This is a genomic window from Pseudomonas fluorescens (genome assembly GCF_005938625.1).
GTDB classification, from domain to species: Bacteria; Pseudomonadota; Gammaproteobacteria; order Pseudomonadales; family Pseudomonadaceae; genus Aquipseudomonas; species Aquipseudomonas fluorescens_BD.
The window spans coordinates 85,762-108,638 of sequence record NZ_VCNJ01000004.1 but is presented as its reverse complement, the minus strand read 5'-3'; the positions used below and the strand labels follow the sequence as shown (position 1 = coordinate 108,638).

At 59.3% G+C, this 22,877-nt stretch carries 13 protein-coding genes, 1 tRNA gene and 1 riboswitch; of the genes, 2 read left to right on the top strand and 12 right to left on the bottom strand.

Annotated features, from left to right (window positions below):
- Nucleotides 1–122: 122 nt before the first annotated feature.
- The 5 genes from FGA82_RS04650 to ltaE form a co-directional block, all read right to left on the bottom strand.
- Nucleotides 123–213: transfer RNA gene (locus FGA82_RS04650), tRNA-Ser, on the bottom strand.
- 62 nt (nt 214–275) lie between these two features.
- Nucleotides 276–464, bottom strand: a complete 189-nt coding sequence (gene csrA, locus FGA82_RS04645) for a carbon storage regulator CsrA (protein ID WP_002554426.1) — start codon at nt 462–464, stop codon at nt 276–278.
- 187 nt (nt 465–651) lie between these two features.
- A complete protein-coding gene (locus tag FGA82_RS04640; RefSeq protein WP_007919332.1) occupies nt 652–1,893 on the bottom strand; it encodes an aspartate kinase in 1,242 nt (413 codons plus the stop codon).
- Nucleotides 1,894–1,983: 90 nt separating this feature from the next.
- Nucleotides 1,984–4,602 carry an alanine--tRNA ligase gene (gene alaS, locus FGA82_RS04635; protein ID WP_141126191.1) on the bottom strand — a complete coding sequence of 873 codons (2,619 nt, stop codon included), beginning with the start codon at nt 4,600–4,602 and terminating at the stop codon, nt 1,984–1,986.
- Nucleotides 4,603–4,748: 146 nt separating this feature from the next.
- Nucleotides 4,749–5,753, bottom strand: coding sequence for a low-specificity L-threonine aldolase (gene ltaE / locus FGA82_RS04630; protein ID WP_141126190.1), 1,005 nt, complete (start codon nt 5,751–5,753; stop codon nt 4,749–4,751).
- 198 nt (nt 5,754–5,951) lie between these two features.
- Nucleotides 5,952–6,123, top strand: a riboswitch (FMN riboswitch).
- A gap of 101 nt (nt 6,124–6,224) precedes the next feature.
- Here ltaE and FGA82_RS04625 point away from each other — a divergent pair.
- The gene (locus tag FGA82_RS04625; protein ID WP_034153324.1) at nt 6,225–6,734 is read left to right on the top strand and encodes a 6,7-dimethyl-8-ribityllumazine synthase; all 510 of its coding nucleotides are present in this window, start codon (nt 6,225–6,227) and stop codon (nt 6,732–6,734) included.
- 154 nt (nt 6,735–6,888) lie between these two features.
- Here FGA82_RS04625 and astE read toward each other — a convergent pair whose 3' ends face one another.
- The 7 genes from astE to FGA82_RS04590 form a co-directional block, all read right to left on the bottom strand.
- On the bottom strand, nt 6,889–7,899 hold the full coding sequence (gene astE / locus FGA82_RS04620; RefSeq protein WP_141126189.1) for a succinylglutamate desuccinylase: 1,011 nt from the start codon (nt 7,897–7,899) through the stop codon (nt 6,889–6,891).
- Nucleotides 7,900–7,911: 12 nt separating this feature from the next.
- Nucleotides 7,912–8,202 carry a hypothetical protein gene (locus FGA82_RS04615; protein ID WP_007919345.1) on the bottom strand — a complete coding sequence of 97 codons (291 nt, stop codon included), beginning with the start codon at nt 8,200–8,202 and terminating at the stop codon, nt 7,912–7,914.
- A 57-nt stretch (nt 8,203–8,259) separates the two neighbouring features.
- On the bottom strand, nt 8,260–9,606 hold the full coding sequence (gene astB / locus FGA82_RS04610; protein WP_141126188.1) for an N-succinylarginine dihydrolase: 1,347 nt from the start codon (nt 9,604–9,606) through the stop codon (nt 8,260–8,262).
- Nucleotides 9,607–9,745: 139 nt separating this feature from the next.
- Nucleotides 9,746–11,212 (bottom strand): succinylglutamate-semialdehyde dehydrogenase, encoded by a 1,467-nt coding sequence (gene astD, locus FGA82_RS04605; protein WP_141126187.1) that lies wholly within the window; start codon nt 11,210–11,212, stop codon nt 9,746–9,748.
- Nucleotides 11,212–12,237, bottom strand: a complete 1,026-nt coding sequence (astA, locus tag FGA82_RS04600) for an arginine N-succinyltransferase (RefSeq protein WP_141126186.1) — start codon at nt 12,235–12,237, stop codon at nt 11,212–11,214. The genes astD and astA overlap by 1 nt, the downstream gene beginning before the upstream one ends.
- Before the next feature lie 51 nt (nt 12,238–12,288).
- On the bottom strand, nt 12,289–13,308 hold the full coding sequence (gene aruF / locus FGA82_RS04595; RefSeq protein ID WP_007919353.1) for an arginine/ornithine succinyltransferase subunit alpha: 1,020 nt from the start codon (nt 13,306–13,308) through the stop codon (nt 12,289–12,291).
- A 214-nt stretch (nt 13,309–13,522) separates the two neighbouring features.
- Nucleotides 13,523–14,743 carry an aspartate aminotransferase family protein gene (locus FGA82_RS04590; protein WP_141126185.1) on the bottom strand — a complete coding sequence of 407 codons (1,221 nt, stop codon included), beginning with the start codon at nt 14,741–14,743 and terminating at the stop codon, nt 13,523–13,525.
- 304 nt (nt 14,744–15,047) lie between these two features.
- Between FGA82_RS04590 and FGA82_RS04585 the strand changes: the two genes are divergently transcribed.
- Nucleotides 15,048–22,853 carry a dermonecrotic toxin domain-containing protein gene (locus FGA82_RS04585; RefSeq protein ID WP_141126184.1) on the top strand — a complete coding sequence of 2,602 codons (7,806 nt, stop codon included), beginning with the start codon at nt 15,048–15,050 and terminating at the stop codon, nt 22,851–22,853.
- Nucleotides 22,854–22,877 lie beyond the last annotated feature (24 nt).

Sequence of the window (22,877 nt, the reverse complement as noted above, 5' to 3'; positions counted from 1 at the left end):
CTGAGCTACGAGTGCATTTGTTGCGCCGCATTATAGCCCGTCTAATCTCTATTCCAACCACTTTTTCTATTAATTTCAACAACTTACAGAAAAAGCCAGATTACGACGTACTAAGCAAATAATGGCGGAGAACGGGGGATTCGAACCCCCGACACCCTTGTGAGGTGTACTCCCTTAGCAGGGGAGCGCCTTCGGCCACTCGGCCAGCTCTCCGCAACACGGGGCGTATCTTAACCAACCTTTTCCCCGTTTGCAAACATAAAAATCGATAAAAATTAATGGCTTGGTTCTTCGTCCTTCTCTTTCTTTATACGCAGGTAAATTTCCTCACGGTGCACGGCAACCTCTTTCGGGGCGTTGACGCCGATACGCACTTGGTTTCCTTTAACGCCGAGCACGGTCACGGTGATTTCGCCATCACCGATAATCAGGCTTTCTGCGCACCGACGAGTCAGAATCAGCATACCTTTCTCCTCACGCAATTCAGTTCAGGGACAACAGTCTGCAAAAAAAAGGCACCCGACCTACAACCGGAGCGATCGTAGCCCTACATGCCTGAGTATTGACCAGCGCGAGCAAAAGAACAGTTCAGGGCTCGCGCCATTCAAAAAATAAAGGGCGCGGTCAGACCGCGCCCTTCAAGAAATGGAATTACTCGCCTTGACGGGCCGGAGCATCCAGTTCGAAAGCCGTGTGCAGGGCGCGCACGGCCAGTTCCAGGTACTTCTCTTCGATGACTACGGAAACCTTGATTTCCGAAGTCGAGATCATCTGGATGTTGATGCTTTCTTTTGCCAGGGATTCGAACATGCGGCTGGCGACACCTGCGTGGGAACGCATGCCGACGCCGACGATCGAGACCTTGGCAATCTTGGTGTCGCCAACCACTTCACGGGCACCGATCTCGCGAGCGGTGTTTTCCAGCACGGTCTGTGCGGCCTGGTAGTCGTTGCGGTGCACGGTGAAAGTGAAGTCGGTGGTGTTATCGTGCGCAACGTTCTGCACGATCATGTCGACTTCGATGTTCGCGGCACTGATCGGGCCGAGAATCTTGAACGCCACGCCCGGGGTGTCTGGCACGCCACGGATGGTCAGCTTGGCTTCATCGCGGTTGAAAGCGATGCCGGAAATGATCGGCTGTTCCATGGTTTCCTCTTCATCAATAGTAATGAGGGTGCCCGGACCCTCCTTGAAGCTGTGCAGTACGCGCAGCGGAACGTTGTACTTGCCGGCGAATTCCACCGCGCGGATCTGCAACACCTTGGAACCGAGGCTGGCCATTTCCAGCATCTCTTCAAAGGTAATCTTGTCGAGACGCTGAGCGACCGGCACAACACGCGGGTCGGTGGTGTAAACGCCATCAACGTCGGTGTAGATCTGGCACTCGTCAGCCTTCAACGCAGCAGCCAGTGCCACGCCAGTCGTATCGGAACCCCCGCGACCGAGGGTGGTGATGTTGCCGTGCTCGTCGACGCCCTGGAAACCAGCGACAACCACCACGCGACCGGCTTTCAGATCACCACGAATCTTCTGGTCATCAATCTGCAAGATACGCGCTTTATTGTGCGCACTGTCGGTCAGGATCCGCACCTGATTACCGGTGTACGACACCGCCGGCACACCGCGCTTGATCAGCGCCATGGCCAACAGGGCAATCGTCACCTGCTCACCGGTGGAAACGATCACGTCCAGTTCACGCGGAACCGGTTGAGTGTCGCCACTGATTTGCTTGGCCAGATCGATCAGACGGTTGGTTTCGCCGCTCATTGCAGACAGCACAACCACCAGGTCATCGCCGGCATCGCGGAATTTCTTAACCTTGTCGGCAACCTGCTCGATTCTCTCGACGGTACCGACCGAGGTGCCTCCAAATTTCTGTACGATCAAAGCCATTTCAAAGCCGCCTCTGCCCATGAAGGGCGCCCAATAATCACTCGAACAGCCGCCCGGCCCGCCACTAGACTGCGGGCCGGACGGACTGCCTTATAAACCCTGCTCGACGAATGGAACGGTCAGCGCCAATGCGCCATTCAGCGCGCCGGCGTCGATACCGCCGCCCTGCGCCATGTCCGGACGACCACCGCCCTTCCCGCCCACTGCCGCAGCAGCCTGCTTCATCAAATCACCGGCTTTGAGTTGGCCAGTCAGGTCCTTGGTTACGCCTGCAACCAGTACGACCTTTTCCTCATGGACACTGCCGAGCAGGATCACTGCGCGGCCGAGTTTGTTCTTCAACTGATCAACCAGCGCCAGCAGTGCTTTGGCGTCCTGACCATCCAGACGTGCGGCCAGAACCTTCACGCCTTTGACGTCCAGAGCCGAGGACGACAGATCGTCGCCCGCAGCGCTGGCAGCCTTGGCTTGCAACTGCTCGAGTTGCTTCTCCAGTTGGCGGTTGCGCTCTAGCACAGCCGACAGCTTGTCGATCAGGTTGTCGCGGCTGCCCTTGACCAGGCTGGCCGCTTCCTTGAGTTGTTCTTCTGCCGCGTTCAAGTAGGCCAGTGCCGCAGCACCAGTAACTGCCTCGATACGACGCACGCCCGATGCCACACCGCCTTCGCTGATGATTTTCAGCAGGCCAATGTCACCGGTACGGTTGGCGTGGATACCGCCGCACAGTTCGACGGAGAAATCGCCGCCCATGCTCAGCACACGTACGTTGTCGCCGTACTTCTCGCCGAACAGCGCCATCGCGCCTTTATTCTTCGCGGTTTCGATGTCGGTTTCTTCGGTTTCAACCGCGGAGTTCTTGCGGATCTCGGCGTTGACGATGTCTTCCAGTGCTTTGATCTGTTCCGGCTTGATCGCTTCAAAGTGGCTGAAGTCGAAACGCAGGCGCTGGCTATCCACCAACGAACCTTTCTGCTGAACGTGCTCACCCAGTACCTGGCGCAGTGCCGCGTGCAGCAAGTGGGTGGCCGAGTGGTTCAGCGAAGTCGCGTGACGCACTTCGGCATCGACGTGAGTTTCCACAGGGGCGCCGATGGTCAGGCTGCCCGAATCCAGCACGCCGTGGTGCAGGAATGCGCCGCCGGTTTTGGTCGTGTCACGTACGTCGAAACGTGCGTTGCCTGCCTGCAGATAACCACAGTCGCCGATCTGGCCGCCGGATTCAGCGTAGAACGGTGTCTGATTGAGAACGATCACCGCCTCTTCGCCTTCATTCAAGACGTCGACCGACTGGCCATCTTTATAGATAGCGACGATTTTTGCCGAACCGCTGGTATCTTTGTAACCGGTGAACTCGGTGGCCACATCGACCTTGACCAGGGTGTTGTAGTCCAGACCGAAGGAGCTGGCCGAACGCGCGCGAACACGCTGGGCTTCCATCTCACGTTCGAAACCGGCTTCGTCGACAGTCAGGCTGCGCTCGCGGGCGATGTCGGCGGTCAGGTCCATCGGGAAACCGTAGGTGTCGTACAGTTTGAACACCACGTCACCCGGCACCACGGTGCCTTTGAGTTCCAGCAGATCCTGCTCAAGAATCTTCAGGCCGTGCTCCAGAGTCTTGGAGAACTGCTCTTCTTCCGCTTTGAGCACACGTTCGATGTTGCTCTGCTGCTTCTTCAGTTCCGGGAAGGCTTCGCCCATCTCGGCAACCAGTGCAGCAACGATCTTGTAGAAGAAGCTGCCAGTGGCGCCCAGCTTGTTACCGTGACGGCAAGCGCGACGGATGATCCGGCGCAGTACATAACCGCGACCTTCGTTGGATGGCAGCACGCCGTCGGCAATCAGGAAACCGCACGAACGGATGTGGTCGGAAACAACCTTGAGCGAGGACTGATCGCCGTTTTCGCAACCGATCGCTTCAGCCGAGGCCTTCAGCAGGTTCTTGAAAAGGTCAATGTCGTAGTTGGAATTGACGTGCTGCATCACCGCACTGATCCGCTCCAGGCCCATGCCGGTGTCGACCGACGGTGCTGGCAGCGGATGCAACACGCCATCGGCGGTGCGGTTGAACTGCATGAACACGTTGTTCCAGATCTCGATATAACGGTCGCCATCTTCTTCCGGCGAGCCCGGTGGGCCGCCCCAGATGTGGTCGCCGTGATCATAGAAAATCTCGGTGCATGGGCCGCACGGGCCGGTATCACCCATGGTCCAGAAGTTGTCGGAGGCGTACGGCGCGCCTTTGTTGTCGCCGATGCGGATCATGCGCTCGACCGGCACTCCGATCTCTTTGGTCCAGATGTCATACGCTTCGTCGTCGGAGGCGTAAACGGTGACCCAGAGCTTTTCCTTCGGCAGTTGCAGAACGCCGGTCAGGAAGGTCCACGCGTAGGTAATCGCGTCCTTCTTGAAATAGTCACCGAAGCTGAAGTTACCGAGCATTTCGAAGAATGTATGGTGACGAGCGGTATAACCGACGTTTTCCAGGTCACTGTTCTTGCCACCGGCACGCACGCATTTCTGGCTGCTGGTCGCACGGGTGTACGCACGTTTTTCCTGGCCCAGGAAGCAGTCCTTGAACTGGTTCATCCCCGCGTTAGTGAACAGCAGGGTTGGGTCGTTGCCCGGAATCAAAGAGCTGGAGGCTACACGGGTGTGGCCTTGCTCTTCGAAGAAGCGAAGGAAGGCTTCACGGATTTCTGCGCTTTTCATTAGGTTCTTCCACGGAGGCTGCGGCCAAAGGCCTGTTCGAAACGTCAACAGACGAAGCGACGGCAAAGGGCCGCATTATATCGGCCCTGCGCGCGGGGTACAGCGTGTTTATACGATAGAAACGGTCAATTGGACGGCTAACGCTGTCACTTGCGCGAAAAGTCGACGAATGTCGCGATCACATGCTCGATTTGCGAGCGATTGACGTCCATGTGCGTAACCATGCGCAGGCGCGCGGCGGCGCTCAACTTGATCCCGCGTTCGGCAGCAAACGCCTTGATTGCTTCGGCTTTGTCGCCCATTTGCACATAAACCATGTTGGTTTGCACGGGTTCGACGATGAAACCTGCTTCACGCAGACCGTCGGCCAAAAACTGCGCGTTGGCGTGGTCATCCGCCAGACGCTCGACGTTGTGATCCAGCGCGTACAGCCCCGCTGCTGCCAGCAGTCCGGCCTGACGCATGCCGCCGCCGACCATTTTGCGCAGACGGCGAGCCTTGCCGATCAACTGCTCAGCGCCGCATAGCACCGAACCCACCGGCGCGCCGAGGCCTTTGGAAAGGCACACCGACACCGAATCGAAATATTGGGTGATTTCCCGCGCATCGACACCCAGCTTGACCGCCGCGTTATAAAGACGCGCGCCGTCGAGGTGCAACTGGAGACCGTGGTCTTGAGTGAATTGGCGGGCCCGAGCCAGATATTCCAGCGGCAACACTTTGCCTTGCATGGTGTTTTCCAGCGCCAGCAAGCGGGTGCGGGCGAAATGGAAGTCGTCAGGTTTGATCGCTGCCGCGACCTGATCCAGATCCAGCGAACCGTCAGCCTGCACTTCCAGCGGCTGTGGCTGGATCGAACCGAGCACCGCCGCGCCACCGCCCTCGTACTTGTAGGTGTGCGCCTGCTGACCAACGATGTACTCGTCGCCGCGCTCACAGTGCGCCATCAACCCCAGCAAGTTGCTCATGGTGCCGGTCGGCACGAACAACGCTGCGGCGAAGCCCAAACGTTTAGCCAACTCCGCTTCCAGACGATTCACCGTCGGATCTTCGCCGTACACGTCATCACCGGTGTCCGCCGCGGTCATCGCGTCGAGCATGGCGGGAGTCGGTTGGGTGACGGTGTCGCTGCGAAGATCGATAACGCTCATGAACCTGGCCTCTAATCAGCAGGGGAAATCCCTTTACGAAGTGGAATTACTGCGGTCATCGCGTGGATTAATCAACCCTTGCGCAAGGAAAAGTCGTTTCGAGGCTGCAAAAATTTCGATGACAATCATCAGAAAGGCGCAATGCACAGACACACAATCTGTGTTAAAAACGCTGCGCCGCCCGAGAAAGGGCGGCAAAAACGTTCTCAGGGCGGGGTGCAATTCCCCACCGGCGGTAATTGCGCGCAATGCGCATAGCCCGCGAGCGCTTGGCGACTGACACGGCTTGGGTTGTGATCAGCGGCAAGGTCAGCAGACCCGGTGTGATTCCGGGGCCGACGGTCATAGTCCGGATGAAGAGAGAACGGGATTAACGCCAAAGGGCCGTCCGCGCGATGTTGTGCGTGTGCGCACCCTTGAATCCCTTTCGATTCATAACGCCCTGTTTTTCACACAAACAGGAGTCAGAACATGCAACCCACCGCTATCGACAGCAAAAACAAACACCCTCATGGCGAGCGCGTCGCGTTCATCCAGGCCTGCTGGCACAAGGAAATCGTCGACCAGAGCCGTAAAGGCTTCGTCGCCGAAATGATTGCCTTGGGTTATCAGGAATCGGACATCGACATCTTCGAAGTCGGCGGCGCCTTTGAAATGCCCCTGCACGCCAAGTTGCTGGCCAAGACTGGTCGTTATGCCGGCATCGTCGCCGCAGCCCTGGTTGTCGACGGCGGCATCTACCGTCACGAGTTCGTCGCCCAGTCGGTGGTCAGCGGCTTGATGCAAGTGCAACTGGAAACTGAAGTGCCGGTGTTCTCGGTGTCGCTGACGCCGCATCACTTCCATGCTGGCGACGAGCATCAGAAGTTCTTCTTCGAGCACTTTGTGCACAAGGGTCAAGAAGCGGCGCGGACTTGCGCGGATACGCTGCGCAAGGTTCGCGCTCTGCGCCGCACCGAGCCGCATGCTGTAGCCGTTTAAACACGATGAGTGAGATCTGTGGTCTCACTCATTCCCCTGTGGGAGCGAGCTTGCTCGCGAAAGCGGACTGACAGCCAACTCAAATGTTGAATGCCAGATTGCATTCGCGAGCAAGCTCGCTCCCAGAGGGTTATATGTCAGACCGGAAATTGGGTCAGGCGAGGTTTTCATCGGTGGTCGGGACAATCAGGATGCCTGCGCGCAAGCCGTTCTTGACCTTGGGATTGGGGAAAATGATCCGTGCGCCCTCTTCCTCGATGATCCAGCGGGTATTGGCCAGATCTTCGGCCAGCACATAACCCACTTCCAACTCGGAAAAGTTCTCGATGTCCTGCGGCAGGTTCAAGCGGAACGCATCGCTGTGCTTGATGATTTCCCGGGCGACGCTGAACAGCTGCAAACCGTCCAGCTGCGCTTCAGCCATTTCCGGCTCGGTGCCTTCAATGATCTGCTTCAAACGGGTTTCCAGCAGCGAGACGTTAACTCCGTCGTTCTGCCCGAATGGCCGCGCCTTGCCCAGTTCCAGCGTGAAGGACTCGGCAGCGAGTTTGTCGTAGGTATAAGAGCTGAACACGATCGACGGCTTGTTCTGCAACAGCACCGCTTCCATCCCGGCAGCGCGCAGGCGCGCCAGCTCAAGGCGTGAATGCTGACGACCTTCCTTCCACGGATACAAGGCAAACTGCTCGATCTTCGAACCGCGAATAGCGGTGTGCAGGTCGTAATGCAGGCGCTGGCGATCCGGCTTGCTGAAAAAGCTTGCCGCCAAACGCTCCAGCTCACAGGCACGCAGCGCTTCTGAGCCACTGCTTTGTTCATGACGGCCGTTGAACAGCCGATTGACGTCCTGCTCGACGAAACGCTCGCCTTTGCGAATCGCTTCCGGGTTGCCGAACAGGAACAGAATGCGTGCGCGCGGCTTCAGATCGCCGCGAGCGATGTCGTGCAGCAACCGATCAAGCAACTCGATCGGTGCCGTTTCGTTGCCGTGGATGCCTGCCGAGAGCAGCAGGTCCAGGCCATTGTCGCGTGCTTCCGGCGGCCGGACTTCCAGCGCACCTTCGCTCAACCAGCGCATACGCACGCCTTCGACAGTCAGTTGAGTCTTCTCCGCCGGTTCGCGGCCGGCGAGGGTCAGTTCAAGCAGTTTGCCGAGGGCGAGCATAGAGCGGTTTCCTTAGTGGTCGTGGTTGCAATCCGGGCCGTGCACGTGGTCTTCGTCGTCGCCGACGTCAGCCGGTTCCATTTCCAGTTGCAGACTTACCAGATTAGTCGCCAATGGGCGCAGCAGCAGGTTGGCGTACTCGGCGTCACCTTCTTCAACGTCCACGCCGATCAGCAGCTGGCCACGGCCGTCCTGCTGGATCCACAGCTCTTTGCCTTGCCACATGACCGCGACGCGGGTGCAGGAGGTCTCCAGTTGCGTGCCGTCGGTGTCTTCAAGGATCAGCTGCAGGGAATCGCTCATGTTTTTACTCTCTTGGTGAGACAAGCCGCGCGCCGCGTTCAGGCAACGCGCCGGCCATCAATTGATCTGGAATGGATAAACCGCGCCCAGTTTAAGGATTTGCGTCAGTTCATCCAGTGCCGTCCGGCATTCAAGCAGCAATTGCGGGTCCGCCAGATCGGTTTCGCTCAAGCGGTCGCGGTAGTGCTTTTCAACCCATGCGGTCAACGAACCGTACAACGGTGGCGTCATGATAACCCCTGGGTTGACCGCCGCCAGTTCGGTTTCGTTAAGCGCGACGCGAAGACGCAGGCACGCCGGGCCACCGCCGTTCTGCATGCTTTGCTTGAGATCGAAGACTTTCACTTCGCGGATCAGACCGCCAGAGCTGGTCAGACTTTGCAGATATGCCCATACGCGCTCGTTGGCCTGGCACTCTTGCGGCACGATCAGCAGCATCGAACCGTCAGGACGCGACAGCAATTGGCTGTTGAACAGGTAGGAGCGCACCGCGTCATCCACGGTGACTGCCGAACGAGGCACACACACGGACTGGAAGTTGCCGCCGGCTTTGGCGAGTTTGCTTTGCAGCTCTGCCAGCATCGATTCGGTGTCGAGGAACGCGTCCTCGTGATAGAACAGCACCTCGCCATTGCCCACGGCGATTACGTCGTTATGGAACACGCCCTGATCGATCACGTTAGGGTTCTGCTGGGCGTAGACCACGCCTTCATCACGCAGACCGTGCAGACGCGCAACCGCTTGCGAGGCTTCGAGGGTCTGGCGGGCAGGATATTTCTGAGGCGCCGGGAAACGGTTGTCGAACGCACTGCGGCCGAACACGAAAAACTCGACGCCCGCCTCGCCATAGTCACGGCAGAAACGTGTGTGGTTGGCCGCGCCTTCATCGCCGAACTGTGCCACTGCCGGCAACGCGGCGTGATGGGCGAAGTGTTGCTGATTGGCGAACATCGCGCCGAGCACGCGACTGGTGGTCGGGTGCTCGATGCTGCGGTGATATTTGCAGTTGAGGTTGGCGGCGGTGAAGTGCACGCGGCCATCAGCGGTATCGGCACTCGGGCTGACCGTCGCGGCGTTGGCCACCCACATGCTCGACGCCGAGCAACTGGCGACCAGCAGCGGCATGGCTTCTTTGGCGGCGCGCTCGATCACTTGCGCGTCGGTGCCGCTGAAACCCAGACGGCGCAAAGCGGCCACGTCCGGACGTTCCTGCGGTGCCAGCACACCTTGCTGAAAGCCCATTTCCATCAGCGCTTTCATCTTCGCCAGGCCTTGCAGCGCCGCTTCCTTCGGGTTCGAGGATTGCTGGCTGTTGCTCTGCGAGGCAACGTTGCCGTAGGACAGACCACCGTAGTTATGGGTCGGCCCCACTAGACCGTCAAAATTGACTTCATAGGATTTCATCAGCGAGGCTCCACGAGAATCTGTTGTTATAGGCTTCAGGTAACAATTCAGTACGACCGAGGCGCAGCCTTCGCGAGCAAGCTCGCTCCCACAGGGAAATGCATTCCAATGTGGGAGCGAGCTTGCTCGCGGAGGGGCATCACGCCATCTTCACGCCAGGCGTCAGGGCCGATGGCAACACCAGGCTCGGTGTTTCCAGCGACGCCACCGGGTACGCGCAATAATCCGCTGCGTAATAGGCGCTGGCGCGATGGTTACCCGAGGCACCCACACCGCCGAACGGCGCGCTGCTCGCAGCACCGGTCAGCTGTTTGTTCCAGTTGACGATCCCGGCGCGGCTTTCCAGCCAGAACTGCTGATAACGCGCTTCGGAATCGGACAACAAACCAGCGGCCAGACCATAAGCGGTGTCATTCGCCTCAGCGATCGCCGCTTCGAAATCGACGTAGCGAATCACTTGCAACAACGGGCCGAACAGTTCTTCGTCCGGACGATCGGCAACAGCGCTCACATCGAGAATGCCCGGCGTGAGCAGCGCGGCTTGTGCCTGCGGCTGAGTCATTTCCAGCAGCGACACCGCGCCGTTGGCCAACAGATGTTCTTGAGCGTCCATCAGCGCTTTCGCCGCGCCGAGGGAAATCACCGAGCCCATGAACGGCGCCGGTTGCTGATCGAATGCGCCGACTTCAATGGTCGCGCTGACTTCAACCAGACGCTTCAACAGGCTATCGCCCCACGCGCCTTGCGGCACCAGCAAGCGGCGTGCACAGGTGCAACGCTGGCCGGCAGAAATGAACGCCGACTGAATAATCGTGTAAACCGCCGCATCCAGATCCGCGACCTGATCAACCACCAGCGGGTTATTACCGCCCATTTCCAGCGCGAGGATCTTGTCGGGACGACCAGCGAATTGTTGGTGCAGGTGATTGCCCGTGCGGCTGGAACCGGTGAAGAACAGACCGTCGATGCCCGGGTTCGCCGCCAGCGCGATGCCGGTTTCGCGAGCGCCCTGCAACAGGTTGAGAACGCCTGCTGGCAGACCGGCTTCGATCCAGCACTTGACCGTCAACTCAGCAACTTTAGGGGTCAGCTCGCTTGGCTTGAACAGCACGCTGTTACCCGCCAGCAATGCCGGAACGATGTGACCGTTCGGCAAGTGGCCGGGGAAGTTGTAAGGGCCGAACACCGCGACTACGCCGTGCGGTTTGTGGCGCAGCACGGCAGTGGCGTCGCCCAAAGGGCCGCTCTTCTCGCCGGTACGCTCGCGGTAGCTCTGCACCGAGATCGCGATCTTGTTGACCATGCTGGTGACTTCGGTCGCCGATTCCCACAGCGGTTTGCCGGTCTCTTCACCAATGGTCCGAGCCAGTTCGTCAGCGTGGTTTTTCAGCGACGCGGCGAAAGCCTCAAGCACGCTGATGCGTTCTTCCAGCGAACGACGTGCCCAACCCGGAAACGCCTGACGCGCAGCCTGCACCGCCGATTCAACCTGAGCAGCGGTGGCGCCCTCCCCCGACCACAGCACTTGCTGGGTCACCGGGTTCAGCGATTGAAAGGCTTCGCCCTGACCGGCCAGCCACTCACCTGCGATGTATAGCGAATTCACTATTTCGACTCCCGTGCAGCGGACAACGCCACGGCGCGTACTTGATCGCCCGCGTTGAGTTGAAGACGTTTGGCGGTCTGCGGATCAACCACCAGCGTGCCGGCAGCGAGACGCGCCGGCGCAGCGGTGATGCGGCAGTCTTCCCGCTTGCGGTTATGGATGATGAACGGCGTGGCGTCGTCGCCGGGTGTGCCCACGGCCAGCACCAGCGCTTCACTGTCACGCACTGCGCGGATTTTGCCGGTTTCGCATTCGATGGCCGGGCCGGCGTCAAAGATGTCGACGTAACCCTGATAGCTGAAACCTTCACCCTTGAGCATCGCCAAGGCCGGCTCGGTGTCCGGGTGAACCTGGCCGATGACCTGACGCGCGCCTTCGGACAGAAAGCAGGTGTACAGCGGGAATTTCGGCATCAGCTCAGCGATGAACGCCTTGTTGCCCACGCCTGTCAGGTAATCGGCCTGGCTGAACTCCATCTTGAAGAAGTGCCGACCGAGGCTTTCCCAGAACGGCGAACGGCCGGCGTCATCGGAGACACCGCGCATTTCGGCGATGATCTTGTTGCCGAACAGCTCAGGGAATTCCGCGATGAACAGCATCCGCGCCTTCGACAGCATGCGACCGTTCAAACCACTGCGGTAATCGGCGTGCAGGAACAGCGAGCACAGCTCGGAATTACCGGTCAGGTCGTTAGCCAGGAACAGCGTCGGAATCTCGCGATAGATGTTCAGCTCTTGCGAAGCGCTGACCGTCAGGCCGACACGGAAGTTGTACCAAGGCTCACGCATACCGACGGCGCCAGCGATGGCGGAAATCCCCACCACGCGGCCGTCATCGTCTTCGAGCACGAACAGGTAGTCCGCATCGCCCCGGCCGGCTTCGCCGCGAAAGGTCTTCTCGGCCCAGCCGACCCGGTGGGCCAGACGTTCTTCGTTGGCCGGCAATGTGGTCAGGCCGGTGCCGGTGCTGCGGGCCAGGTCGATCAGAGCGGCTAAATCGCTGCTGCGTACGGGACGAACAATCATGCTATCTCCTCAAACGGGCCGCCTTCGCCACCCGTGAAACTCGCTAAGGCGTTAAACCGCCACCAGGCGCACGCTGGCACCTTCACCGACGCCCAGGGCTTCGGCCGCTTCCAGATCCAGAGTCACCGGTTTGCCCGGCGCGTAATCCAGCTCCAGCAGCACCGCGCGGTAATCCTGCAACTGCGCGTTGGCCACCAGATACTGGCGCCCGGCACCTTTCACCGGCTCGCCGATTTTCACCGGCACCACACGGCTCTGGGCGATCGAACGGATCCCCGAAACACGCGCATGCAGGGTCGGGCCGCCGTCGAAAATGTCGATGTAATGATCGGTCTCGAAGCCTTCGCGCATCAGGATGTCGAAGGTGATCTGCGCACGCGGGTGCACCTGGCCCATCGCCTCTTGGGCGGAGTCCGGCAGCAGCGGTACGTAGATCGGGTAGTGCGGCATCAACTCGGCGAGGAACGTACGGCTTTTCAGCCCGCACAGACGCTCGGCTTCGGCGTAGTTGAGGTCGAAGAAGTTACGACCGATCGCATCCCAGAATGGCGAGTCGCCGTTCTCATCGCTGTAACCAACGATCTCGGTCACTACCGAATCAGCGAAACGCTCCGGATGGCTGGCGACGAACAACAGACGACCACGGGAATTGAGTTCCGACCACGGCGAACCGACCAACTCACGCTGCACGTAAAAACTGGTCAGCAAGCTGTTGCCGGTCAGGTCGTGGCACTGCGAGAGCACGTGGATCTTGTTGTGGATCTTCAGCTCGCGCGAAGCATGCACAAAGGTCTCGTTGCGGAAGCTGTAGAACGGTTCCGAGTAACCCGCCGAGGCGACAATTGCCGAGCAGCCGACCAGCTTGCCGGTAGTCGAATCTTCGAGAACGAAGAAGTAACTCTCTTCGCCGTTGAAGCTCACTTCGGCGGCAAACGAGGCTTCGCTCGCGGCGATCTTGTCGCTCAGACGTTCCACGTCATCCGGCAAGGAAGTGACACCAATCGGACTGTCCGCAGCCAGACGCTGTACCTCGCCCAGATCAGCCATTTGCGCGGGGCGCATCACCAGCATGGTGTCACTCCTTTTCTCTTATCAATCCACAGAAGAAATAACCGGGCCTACATGGAGATCAATGTAGGAGTGAGCCTGCTCGCGATTGCGGTTTGTCAGAAACCAATGAGTCGACTGACATACCGCAATCGCGAGCAGGCTCACTCCTACAGTTGATCGGGTCCGGCATAAAATTTTGGTCGACGCCTGAAAACTCCAGGCGCCGAAGGGTCTATCAGGCTTGCGTCAGTGCTGCAGCAGCGCGCTCGAAACGATCCAGCCCAGCATCGATATCAGCGTCTTCCACCACCAGGCTCGGGGCGAAACGGATCACGTCCGGGCCGGCTTGCAGAATCATCAGGCCTTCTTTTTCAGCGGCGTTGAAGATGTCTTTGGCCTTGCCTTTCCAGGCTTCGCTCAATACACAACCGATCAGCAGACCGAGGCCACGCACCTGGGTGAACAGGCCGTATTTCTCGCCGATCTGCTCAAGGCGCGCCTTGAACTTGTCATGCTTGGCGTTCACGCCGCTCAGCACTTCAGGGGTGTTGATCACGTCGATCACCGCTTCAGCGACCGCACACGCCAGCGGGTTGCCGCCGTAGGTGGTGCCGTGAGTCCCGACGACCAGATGTTTGGCCAGCGCTTCGGTGGTCAGCATCGCCGCGATCGGGAAACCGCCGCCCAGGCTCTTGGCGCTGGTGAGGATGTCCGGAGTCACGCCGTAATGCTGGTAGGCGAACAGCTTGCCGCTGCGGCCCATGCCGGTCTGCACTTCGTCGAACACCAGCAGCGCGTTGTTCGCGTCGCACAGCTCGCGGGCACCTTGCAGGTAAGCCAGTTCGGCTGGCAGCACGCCGCCCTCGCCCTGGATCGGTTCCAGCACGACCGCGCAGGTCTTGTCGGACACCGCTGCTTTCAGCGCGGCCAGGTCGTTGTAAGGCACGTGGGTGATGCCGGTGATTTTCGGGCCGAAACCGTCGGAGTACTTCGACTGGCCACCGACGTTGACGGTGAACAGGGTACGGCCGTGAAAACTGTTCAGCGCGGCGATGATTTCGTACTTCTCAGTGCCAAAACGGTCGAACGCCACACGACGGGCCAGCTTGAACGCGGCCTCGTTGGCTTCAGCGCCGGAGTTGCAGAAGAACACGCGCTCGGCGAACGTGGCGTCGATCAGCTTGTGCGCCAGGCGCAGGGCTGGCTCGTTGGTGAACACGTTGGATACGTGCCACAGCTTGTTCGCTTGCTCGGTCAGTGCACCGACCAGCGCCGGGTGCGCGTGGCCCAATACGTTAACGGCAATCCCGCCGGCGAAGTCGATCAGCTCGCGGCCGGCCTGATCCCAGACACGGGAACCGGCGCCACGCACCGGAATGAAAGCGGCAGGCGCGTAGTTGGGAACCATTACCTGGTCGAAATCGGCGCGTTGTACCGCAGCGTGCTCAACGGACATCGGAGTCTCCTGATGAGGGCCACCCGCCTGAAACTGGCGAGCGATGGGGGGATTGTAAGGACAGTTTTCTGCCCGGCCTTGTCGCCAAGCGACAACTTCTTATAGCGCAAACCCCGGATTTTCCCGGGTTTACGGCAATGCGACAAATAGCGTCGCAAAGGCGCAGTTTACCGGGTGCCACCGATTTGCGGCAGGCTGCTGAGAATACCAACTCAACCCCGCGACCAAGATATAAATATGTACCGCACGAGGCTGGCCACTTCCTGATTTGCTACGCGTTCTTCTCAACGCCAAGGATTGGCCCATGCACCTGACTCAGCAACACCCTGCGACGACCTCGACCGTCGCCAGCGACGCGCAGCATCAAGACGATCATTACCTGCCACTGAAAAACGTCGTTCCCGAATGGCTCGGCAACGCGACACCGACCCGCCGTCAGGTATTCCAGAACAGCCTGCCCCGTCTGTCCGCTTCGCTGCAATCGGCACCTGCCGAACACCATCAACAGATGGAGACCCTCAACGCCGACCACTGGGCCGCGCAAAGCAAGGTCGACCAGAGCCTGGAACACCTGCAGGACGCCAGCGCCTTTGCCGAGCCCTTGCTCAAAGAACAACTGAAAAAAAACTTCAGCCTGGATCTGGATGTGCGCAACACCTTTGTGCGCCTGTACATCCCCGCGACCACACCCTGGTTTCCGATCCGCACCGGCACGCGCGCCTGGACCGTCTCGTTACTGGAGGCCGCGCTGCACAACTTCGAGGAAGCGGAAACCCGTGACGATGCCTTCGAAGCTGACTCGACCTTCGTCACCCGCCCCTCCGCCACCGGCCAGTTCACCACCCTGCCGGCGATCAAGGCCAAACTGAGCATTGCCGCTTTCACCAGGTTGTGTCGAAAGCTGGATATCGGCGCGCAATACAAAACCCATCTCGAAGACAACCTCGGTTATACCGATCCGATGGTTGCCACCGTACTGCGCAGCAAAATCGACGACAGCCAGAAAGCCGCAATGAAAGCCGCCCTGCAATGGGCGCGGATGAACCGCGATGTGTCGGAAAGTTATTTTCGCCTGATCGACGCCGTGCTCGACGGCATGAAGGGCCTGTATGTCAGCGGCGCACCCGTGTTGCGCCATGACATGGGGATGCTGTGCGCGCCGCTCACCGGCATCGTCGTGTTTGCCCCCGACCTGTATGTATCGCGAAACCCTGCACGGGTGGTGGCTTACGTCCCGGATGACCCCGAGCATCCCTTCAAGGAATATGCCTCGACCTATGACCTGATCGCCGAACTGACCCGCCAGTTGCGCTCGAAAGACTACCAAGCGTTTTTCAGCCGATTCGTGAACCATGAACATCGAGGCTTTTTCTTCAGCACCCTCAACAGCCGCCTGAGCCAGATCACATGGCATCCAGCCGAGCCCGGCAGTTCGCTGCCGGCGTGGCGCGAAACGCCCGTCGTGCGGCCGGACCTGCAAACCACGCTGACAGCGTTCAATGGCGATCTGTGGCAACACCTCTATCAAGCGAAACTGAACAAGATCTTCAACGACGCCCGAATAATCGCCGTGCCCACCGCCGTGGTAGATCAAAAAGCGCGCTGGGCCTTTTGGGACTCGGTGAGCAACATCCTCTCGAGCATCGTGCAGACCGCCGCGCTGATTGTCGCGCCGTTCGTGCCGGTACTCGGTGAGGCGATGATGGCGTACATGGCGTATCAAATGCTCGATGAAGCCTTTGAAGGCATTGTCGAGTGGGGACAAGGTCGCGCCACTGAAGCTTTCGGGCACCTCATGGGCACTTTGGAGTCGCTGATCCAGCTGGGCATCTTCGGCATGGGAGGGGCGATTGGTGCCGCTGAGTTTCGCAAGGTCTTGCCCAAAGAGGTCGTCGCCTTCATCGACCGTTTCAAACCGGTGCAACTGGTCAATGGCAAGACCCGCTACTGGGATCCTGATCTCGCTCGCTACGAACATCCGGCAGCCCCCGATGCGAGTTCGACACCCAACGAACTGGGCCTGCACCCACATCAAGGCAAGCAACTGCTGCCACTTGAGAACACTCATTTTGCCGTCAGTGAAAGTCCGGTTCCTGGCCAATACCGTATTGAACACCCGACCCGTCCCGACGCTTATCAGCCGATGGTTCGGCACAACGGCGCCGGCGCCTGGCATACCGAGCTGGAGAAACCGCTGGAGTGGGACACCGACACGGCGCTTAGGCGAATCGGCCCGGCAGTCGAAGCATTCTCGCCCACCGAGCGCGAGAAGATTCTTCGGGTCAGCGGGGTCAACGAAGATACCCTGCGCAAAATGCACGTCGATCAGCAAACGCCTCCGCCATTGCTCGCGGACAGCATTCAGCGCTTCAAAATCGATCAGCAACTGCAACGCTTGATCGACCAGCTTGATAGCGACGTGGCCGAAGAGTTCCTGCGGGCCGATCCCGCCAGCCAACTGCAACTGCTGAGTCAGCACGGTCGCTGGCCAAGCACCGAACGCCTGCGCCTGGTCGATCAACAAGGGGAACTGATCTGGCAATCTTCGACGGACGAAAGCTTGCCGCTGACCGAGCTTGATCAAAGCAGTCTGATCGGCGGCGACCTGCTGAAGACTCTGCTGGGCTCCCTCGACGAACAGCAAATCAAAGCCTTGCTCGCAGAACCGTTCGGCGGGCCCACCCCCTCGCTGGACGCCCGCAGCCAGACCCTGCGCAAGCAACTCGCCCGTCTCGCCCAGCGACACAGAAGCTCGCTGTTCGAATCGCACTACCTCGCCCTCCAGCGTATCGACGACCCATTGGCCCGACCAATCGTCAGCCACGATTCGACACTGCCAGCCAGCATCACCCGCGAATTGCTCGACACCGCCAGCGGCGGCGAACTGATGCAGATCAGCAACGGCGAACTGCCGCCGCGACAGCAGACGCTCATGCAACTGGCCAATCAGGAGGTGCGCGTAACACGCGCTTACGAAGGCCTCGAATTGAAGGCCGTGAATAACCCCGACTCCGACTCCCTTGCGTTGCACAGCCTCAAGCTATTGCCGGGCTGGAGCGGCGACGTGCGCCTGGAAATTCGCGACGGACGTTACGCAGGGCCGTTGCTCGACAGTATCGGGCGCGAAGATGCGCCCACACAGAAAGTGCTGGTTCGTCAAAAGGATGGCCACTATCAGCCATACGACGAGCGCGGCCAGGAACTGCATTCGGCCACGGATTTTTACTCCGGCCTTTTACAAGCGCTGCCGGACGGCGAGCGCCAAAGCCTGAACCTCCAGATCGGCCAGGGAGATGCACTGAAAGCGGCGATTCGTGAGCAAACACTGGAACGCAACGAGCTACGCACAGTGCTGTTCGAGGCGCCGATTCAGCAACCTGCCGTGGACACGCTGCGCTTGGAAGGATTTGGCAATCAGCGGCCGAACCCACCAAGACGCATTGAGGATGCCGATTTTTTTGAGGCCGGCGAATTCGGCGCGATCGGCATTGAAAACCAGGACAATCTGACCACCACGGGCCAGCGGATCATCCGTCCCGAGGAGCGCGTACAAGAAATCTTTCGCGGCATGTCCGCCGAGGAGGCGCGAAATGTTGTCGCTGCTTTTCAGAATGATCCGGCGGCGCTCAACGCCGAACTGGCCCGACGGCGCGATGAATACATCAAGCTCAGTGACGACCTGCGTCGCTGGGAAATCGACGTTCCCGCCAACGACCCGCTCAGCGGCGCGCCGTTGACCTACATCGAGCGTCGGGCAGCCCTGCAAAATCGCAGCCTGTTCAGAGACGCGCTGTTGCGTTGCTGGCGCCGACAAACCCGTGGCCCCGCCGGCTACCTATTGCAGATGGAGCAACCGATACTCGGTGACCTGCCCGCACTGGAAGCGGACTTCAGCCACGTCGCCATGCTCTCCATCAATGGCAGTGTCAACACCGGGGCGGTCGATGTGTTGATGCAACGCTTTCCGGGCGTGCTGTACCTCGATGCGCAAAACCTCAACCTGCCGAACCTGCCCCAGTCTCTGACTGCCATGCCGAATCTACGCCAGTTGATTTTGCGCGACTGCGGTATTACCCACTCGGCGGCGAACCAGGCCGTGCTCGCGTCATTGCCCCATCTCTCATTGCTGGATCTGCGAGGCAATGCATTGGGCACGCCTCCCGACATCAGCGCGATGCCCTCACTACGCTACCTCAACCTGACGAAAACAGGCATCTCCACACTGCCGGCAAATCTGCTGGATCACCCGCGACTGATCACCGGCAACTTCGACGGCAATCAGATCACGGAGATACCGGACGCTTTTTTCAACCTGACCAGCTCCCTCAGTGACGGTTTCGGTTTTGCCAACAATCCGCTGTCGGCAGCCACCCTCGAGAAGGTAAAAAACTTTCATAACCACACCGGCAAACACTTCGGGGTACGCCCGGAACCGGCGGTTGTCCTGCGCACTACAACGTTGTTCCCTGCTCTGGATGCAGACCAGGCCAGTGAGCTGCTGTATCGGATTCCCGGCACATGGGTTGAAGGCCGCGCTCAACTCACAAACTGGGAGGCCGAGTTCACTACGCTGCAGACCGAACTCGATGAATGGGTCAACCGGATTCCTGCGCTCGATCCCGTTTTCAGACGACCTCTGACGCTCGACGAACAAACGCTGGAGCGCACTGCACGGGACACATTCCGGCAAAGGCTGGAAGGGTTCTGGCGCTCCCGGTCGGTGTCCGTGAGAGAAAGCGATATGACCGCCACGCTGGAATTCATGGGCGACTTCCCGGTGCTGAGCGCCAACTTCGACCATGTGTCCCGGCTGACGCTGACAGGCAATAAAAACATCACCGCAACACTGCCATTCATTCAACGCTTTCAGAATCTGACCACCCTGGAGCTGCACGCCTTCGACCTGGAACCGGTTGCGTTATCGGAGATCAGCTTGCCTCGTCTCAGCGCATTGGAGCTCAATGATTGCGGCGTAATACTGACTGCAGAAAATCAGGCCGCACTGGTTTCCCTCAACAACCTGCATACGCTGGATCTGAGCAAAAACCCCTTGGGGACTTTCCCCGATCTGAACCTGCTCCCCGAACTGACCTACCTTGATCTGTCCAATTGCGGCCTCAACGTGGCGCCTGAAGGGCTGGCCAGCCATCCCAATTTGCGCACCGCGATTATCAGCGGCAACCGCATCAGCGAAATCCCCGATGCGGTTTTCGAGCTGTCAGCCAATCAGAGTGATAACTTCGACTTTTCTGACAACCCGCTGTCGACCGCCACGCGCAACAAGGTAAAGACCTACTACCGACGCACCGGACTCGATTTCGACGTGCGTGCCGAAGACGGCGACATCGCCCTCATGCGCCAACTGTTTCCTTCTCTGGACGAACAGGAGGCCAGCGATGTGTTCTATGACTTGCCAGGCACCTTGGCCAATGGCCGCACCCAACTCGTTCAATGGCGTGCCGAAATCAATCAGATGACCACCGACCTAACCTTGTGGGCACCTCAGGTTCCCAGCATCCACCCTGTCACGGGCGAGGTTCTCACAGCCATTGAACTGTTTGACCAGTACGCCGCTCGGTCCGAGTTCGGCCAACAATTGGAACGGTTCTGGCGTCACCGCTATGGCGAATCGGGGATGCGCGCCGACTTTTTAGAGTCCGACCTGAGGTTCTTTGGTGATTTCCCGCAACTGACAACGGATTTCAGCCATGTATTGGGTGTGAAGCTCAAAGGCAACGCCGCCATCGGTGCACCAGGGGCGTTCATCGATTTGTTCGTCAACGCGCGGGAACTGGAGTTGCAACGATTTCCGCTGGGTGAAATACCCCAAACCGTGACCCACCTGCCGAGGCTGACGGAGCTCTCGCTGAGAGACTGCGCAGTGACACTCACCCCAGCCGACCAGACAACGCTCGCCACTCTGCAGAACCTGGAACTTCTGGACCTGAGTCACAACCCACTGGCAGCGATACCTGACCTTCAATCTCACCCTGCCATGCGCGACATCCTGCTGTCACATACCGGTATTACCGCCCTGCCCAATGGTGTCTCCAGTCACCCGAGCCTGAAAAATGCCCTGTTGAATGGCAACCGCATCACTGATCTCCCCGAAGCGTTTTTCGACCTGGATCTGGATCTCGCCGATGGGCTGAACCTTGGGGGCAACCCGCTTTCGCTTCCCGCTCGCGAACGCATCAAGACCTATTACGTCGAGCACGGACGCCACTTTGACGTAATGCCGGACGTCAGCGATCTGGCCAGCGCGCAAAGGCTGCATCCATTGATGGATGTCGACGATGCCAGTCACATGATCTATCACCTGCCTGGCACCTTGCAGGCCGGTACTGCTCAACTGTTGCGCTGGGAAACGGAAATCAGCCAAATGATCAGCGACTTGAGCGCCTGGTCAGAACGTGTGCCTGTGCGCGACCCCGTGACCGGTGAACATTGGGGAGCATTGCGCAGAGCGCTCGAACAGAGCAACAGAAAGCAATTCAGCGAGCAACTGGAGGCGTTCTGGCGCGACAGAAACCCGAACAAACCCGAGTTAAGGCTGAACACGCTGGATATCCACGCCCCCTTCGAATTCACAGGTGAATTGCCGACCCTGACCGCCGATTTCAGCCACGTCATTCGCTTGACCATGCAGGGCAATCCGACCCTCAAGGCATCCGCTGGTTTCCTGTCGTGCTTCAACGGACTGCAAGTGTTGGAAATGCGTGGTTTCGCGCAAGGCAGAATTCCTCAAACCCTCGCACCGACGCTGGAAACGTTAACGCTTAGCAGTTGCGGCATTGTGCTCGATACGGCCGGCCAGGCCATGCTGACCGCAATGACTCGGTTGAAGGCGCTGGACATGTACAACAACCCACTGGGCTCCGCGCCGGATATCAGCGCGTTGCGAGCCCTGACGACACTCGACTTGACCCGCACCGGTATCAGTCAGATTCCCGCCGGTGTGGGGCAATTGCCGCGGCTGCGCTACGCATTGCTGAGCGAAAATGCCATTGTCGACTTGCCGCAAGACATGACAGGGTTTGCCGGCAACGGCGTTGACCTGAGGGCCAATCCGCTGTCCGCTGCCGCCAGAAACCGCATAAAAGCCGAATACCAGATCACCTTTCGGACGCTGGGCATTATGGCCGACGAAGCGGACATTGCCCTGACGCAAGCCCTGTACCCGCGCATCAGCACAGCCGATGCAAACCATCTGATCTATAGCTTGCCAGGCACTCTGGCCGAAGGGCATCTCGAGTTGCTGCGCCGTCAGAACGACCTCACCACATTGCTCGGCGAGCTCGATGTGTGGGCGAAGGAAGTGCCGCGCGACCCGGTTACAGGTGCCCCCCTGCAAGGCGAAGCCTTACGCCAGGAAAACGCCAAAAGAACCTGGTTCAATGATGGCATCGAGCGAAGCCTGCGTGAGGCTCCGCAAAGTTATTCATCCACGGGCCTGACATGTGACCTGTCTTTCATTGGCGAACTGCCGCCACTGAGCGGGCGGTTCGAGCAGATCAGTAAGCTGACACTGACAAGCACGGCACCTTTGCACCCTCGGGTTGACCGCCTGCTTGAGCTGTTTCCGAAGCTTGAGAGCCTGGACATTCGGGCGTATCAGCTCAACGAGATTCCCCCGGCAGTGTTCAACATGAGCAAGCTGACCGACCTGGAACTGCCCTATTGCAAGCTCGTTCTGAACGCGCAAACCGTGAGCGCACTGGCCCGCATGGAAACCCTGCAAAGACTGGACTTGAGCCATAACCCGCTGGGGCTGACGCCGAACTTGCGGAACCTGCAGATGTGCTACTCGGTGCACCTGGAAAACACTGGACTCAGCGACATACCACCCGGGCTGTTCGACATGCCGCGTCTGGGTTATGCCGATCTGTCGGCTAACGCCATTACCGAGCTTCCCGACCCGCTGCCTTCTCCTGCTGACGGCAAAGGGGCAACCTATGATTTCAGTCACAACCCGTTAAGCCCGCAGAGCCAGCAGCGTTTGACAATCTACAACGCTGCCAATGAAACACGGCTGCGTGAGGAACGAGAAAGGTCGGCCAGCCTTTCCAAAGCGCTGGATGACTTCAGGGATATGTCGTTTTCCGATTAGCTCTATTGCTCGACAACACGGAGC

Bases quoted from the DNA above. Each gene is read 5' to 3' on its own strand.
- FGA82_RS04640 (WP_007919332.1), bottom strand. From the start codon at position 1,893: ATGGCTTTGATCGTACAGAAATTTGGAGGCACCTCGGTCGGTACCGTC.
- FGA82_RS04615 (WP_007919345.1), bottom strand. From the start codon at position 8,202: ATGAGCGATTCCCTGCAGCTGATCCTTGAAGACACCGACGGCACGCAA.
- aruF (WP_007919353.1), bottom strand. From the start codon at position 13,308: ATGCTGGTGATGCGCCCCGCGCAAATGGCTGATCTGGGCGAGGTACAG.
- astE (WP_141126189.1), bottom strand. From the start codon at position 7,899: ATGCTCGCCCTCGGCAAACTGCTTGAACTGACCCTCGCCGGCCGCGAA.
- astB (WP_141126188.1), bottom strand. From the start codon at position 9,606: ATGAAATCCTATGAAGTCAATTTTGACGGTCTAGTGGGGCCGACCCAT.
- ltaE (WP_141126190.1), bottom strand. From the start codon at position 5,753: ATGAGCGTTATCGATCTTCGCAGCGACACCGTCACCCAACCGACTCCC.
- csrA (WP_002554426.1), bottom strand. From the start codon at position 464: ATGCTGATTCTGACTCGTCGGTGCGCAGAAAGCCTGATTATCGGTGAT.
- FGA82_RS04625 (WP_034153324.1), top strand. From the start codon at position 6,225: ATGCAACCCACCGCTATCGACAGCAAAAACAAACACCCTCATGGCGAG.
- alaS (WP_141126191.1), bottom strand. From the start codon at position 4,602: ATGAAAAGCGCAGAAATCCGTGAAGCCTTCCTTCGCTTCTTCGAAGAG.
- FGA82_RS04590 (WP_141126185.1), bottom strand. From the start codon at position 14,743: ATGTCCGTTGAGCACGCTGCGGTACAACGCGCCGATTTCGACCAGGTA.
- astA (WP_141126186.1), bottom strand. From the start codon at position 12,237: ATGATTGTTCGTCCCGTACGCAGCAGCGATTTAGCCGCTCTGATCGAC.
- FGA82_RS04585 (WP_141126184.1), top strand. From the start codon at position 15,048: ATGCACCTGACTCAGCAACACCCTGCGACGACCTCGACCGTCGCCAGC.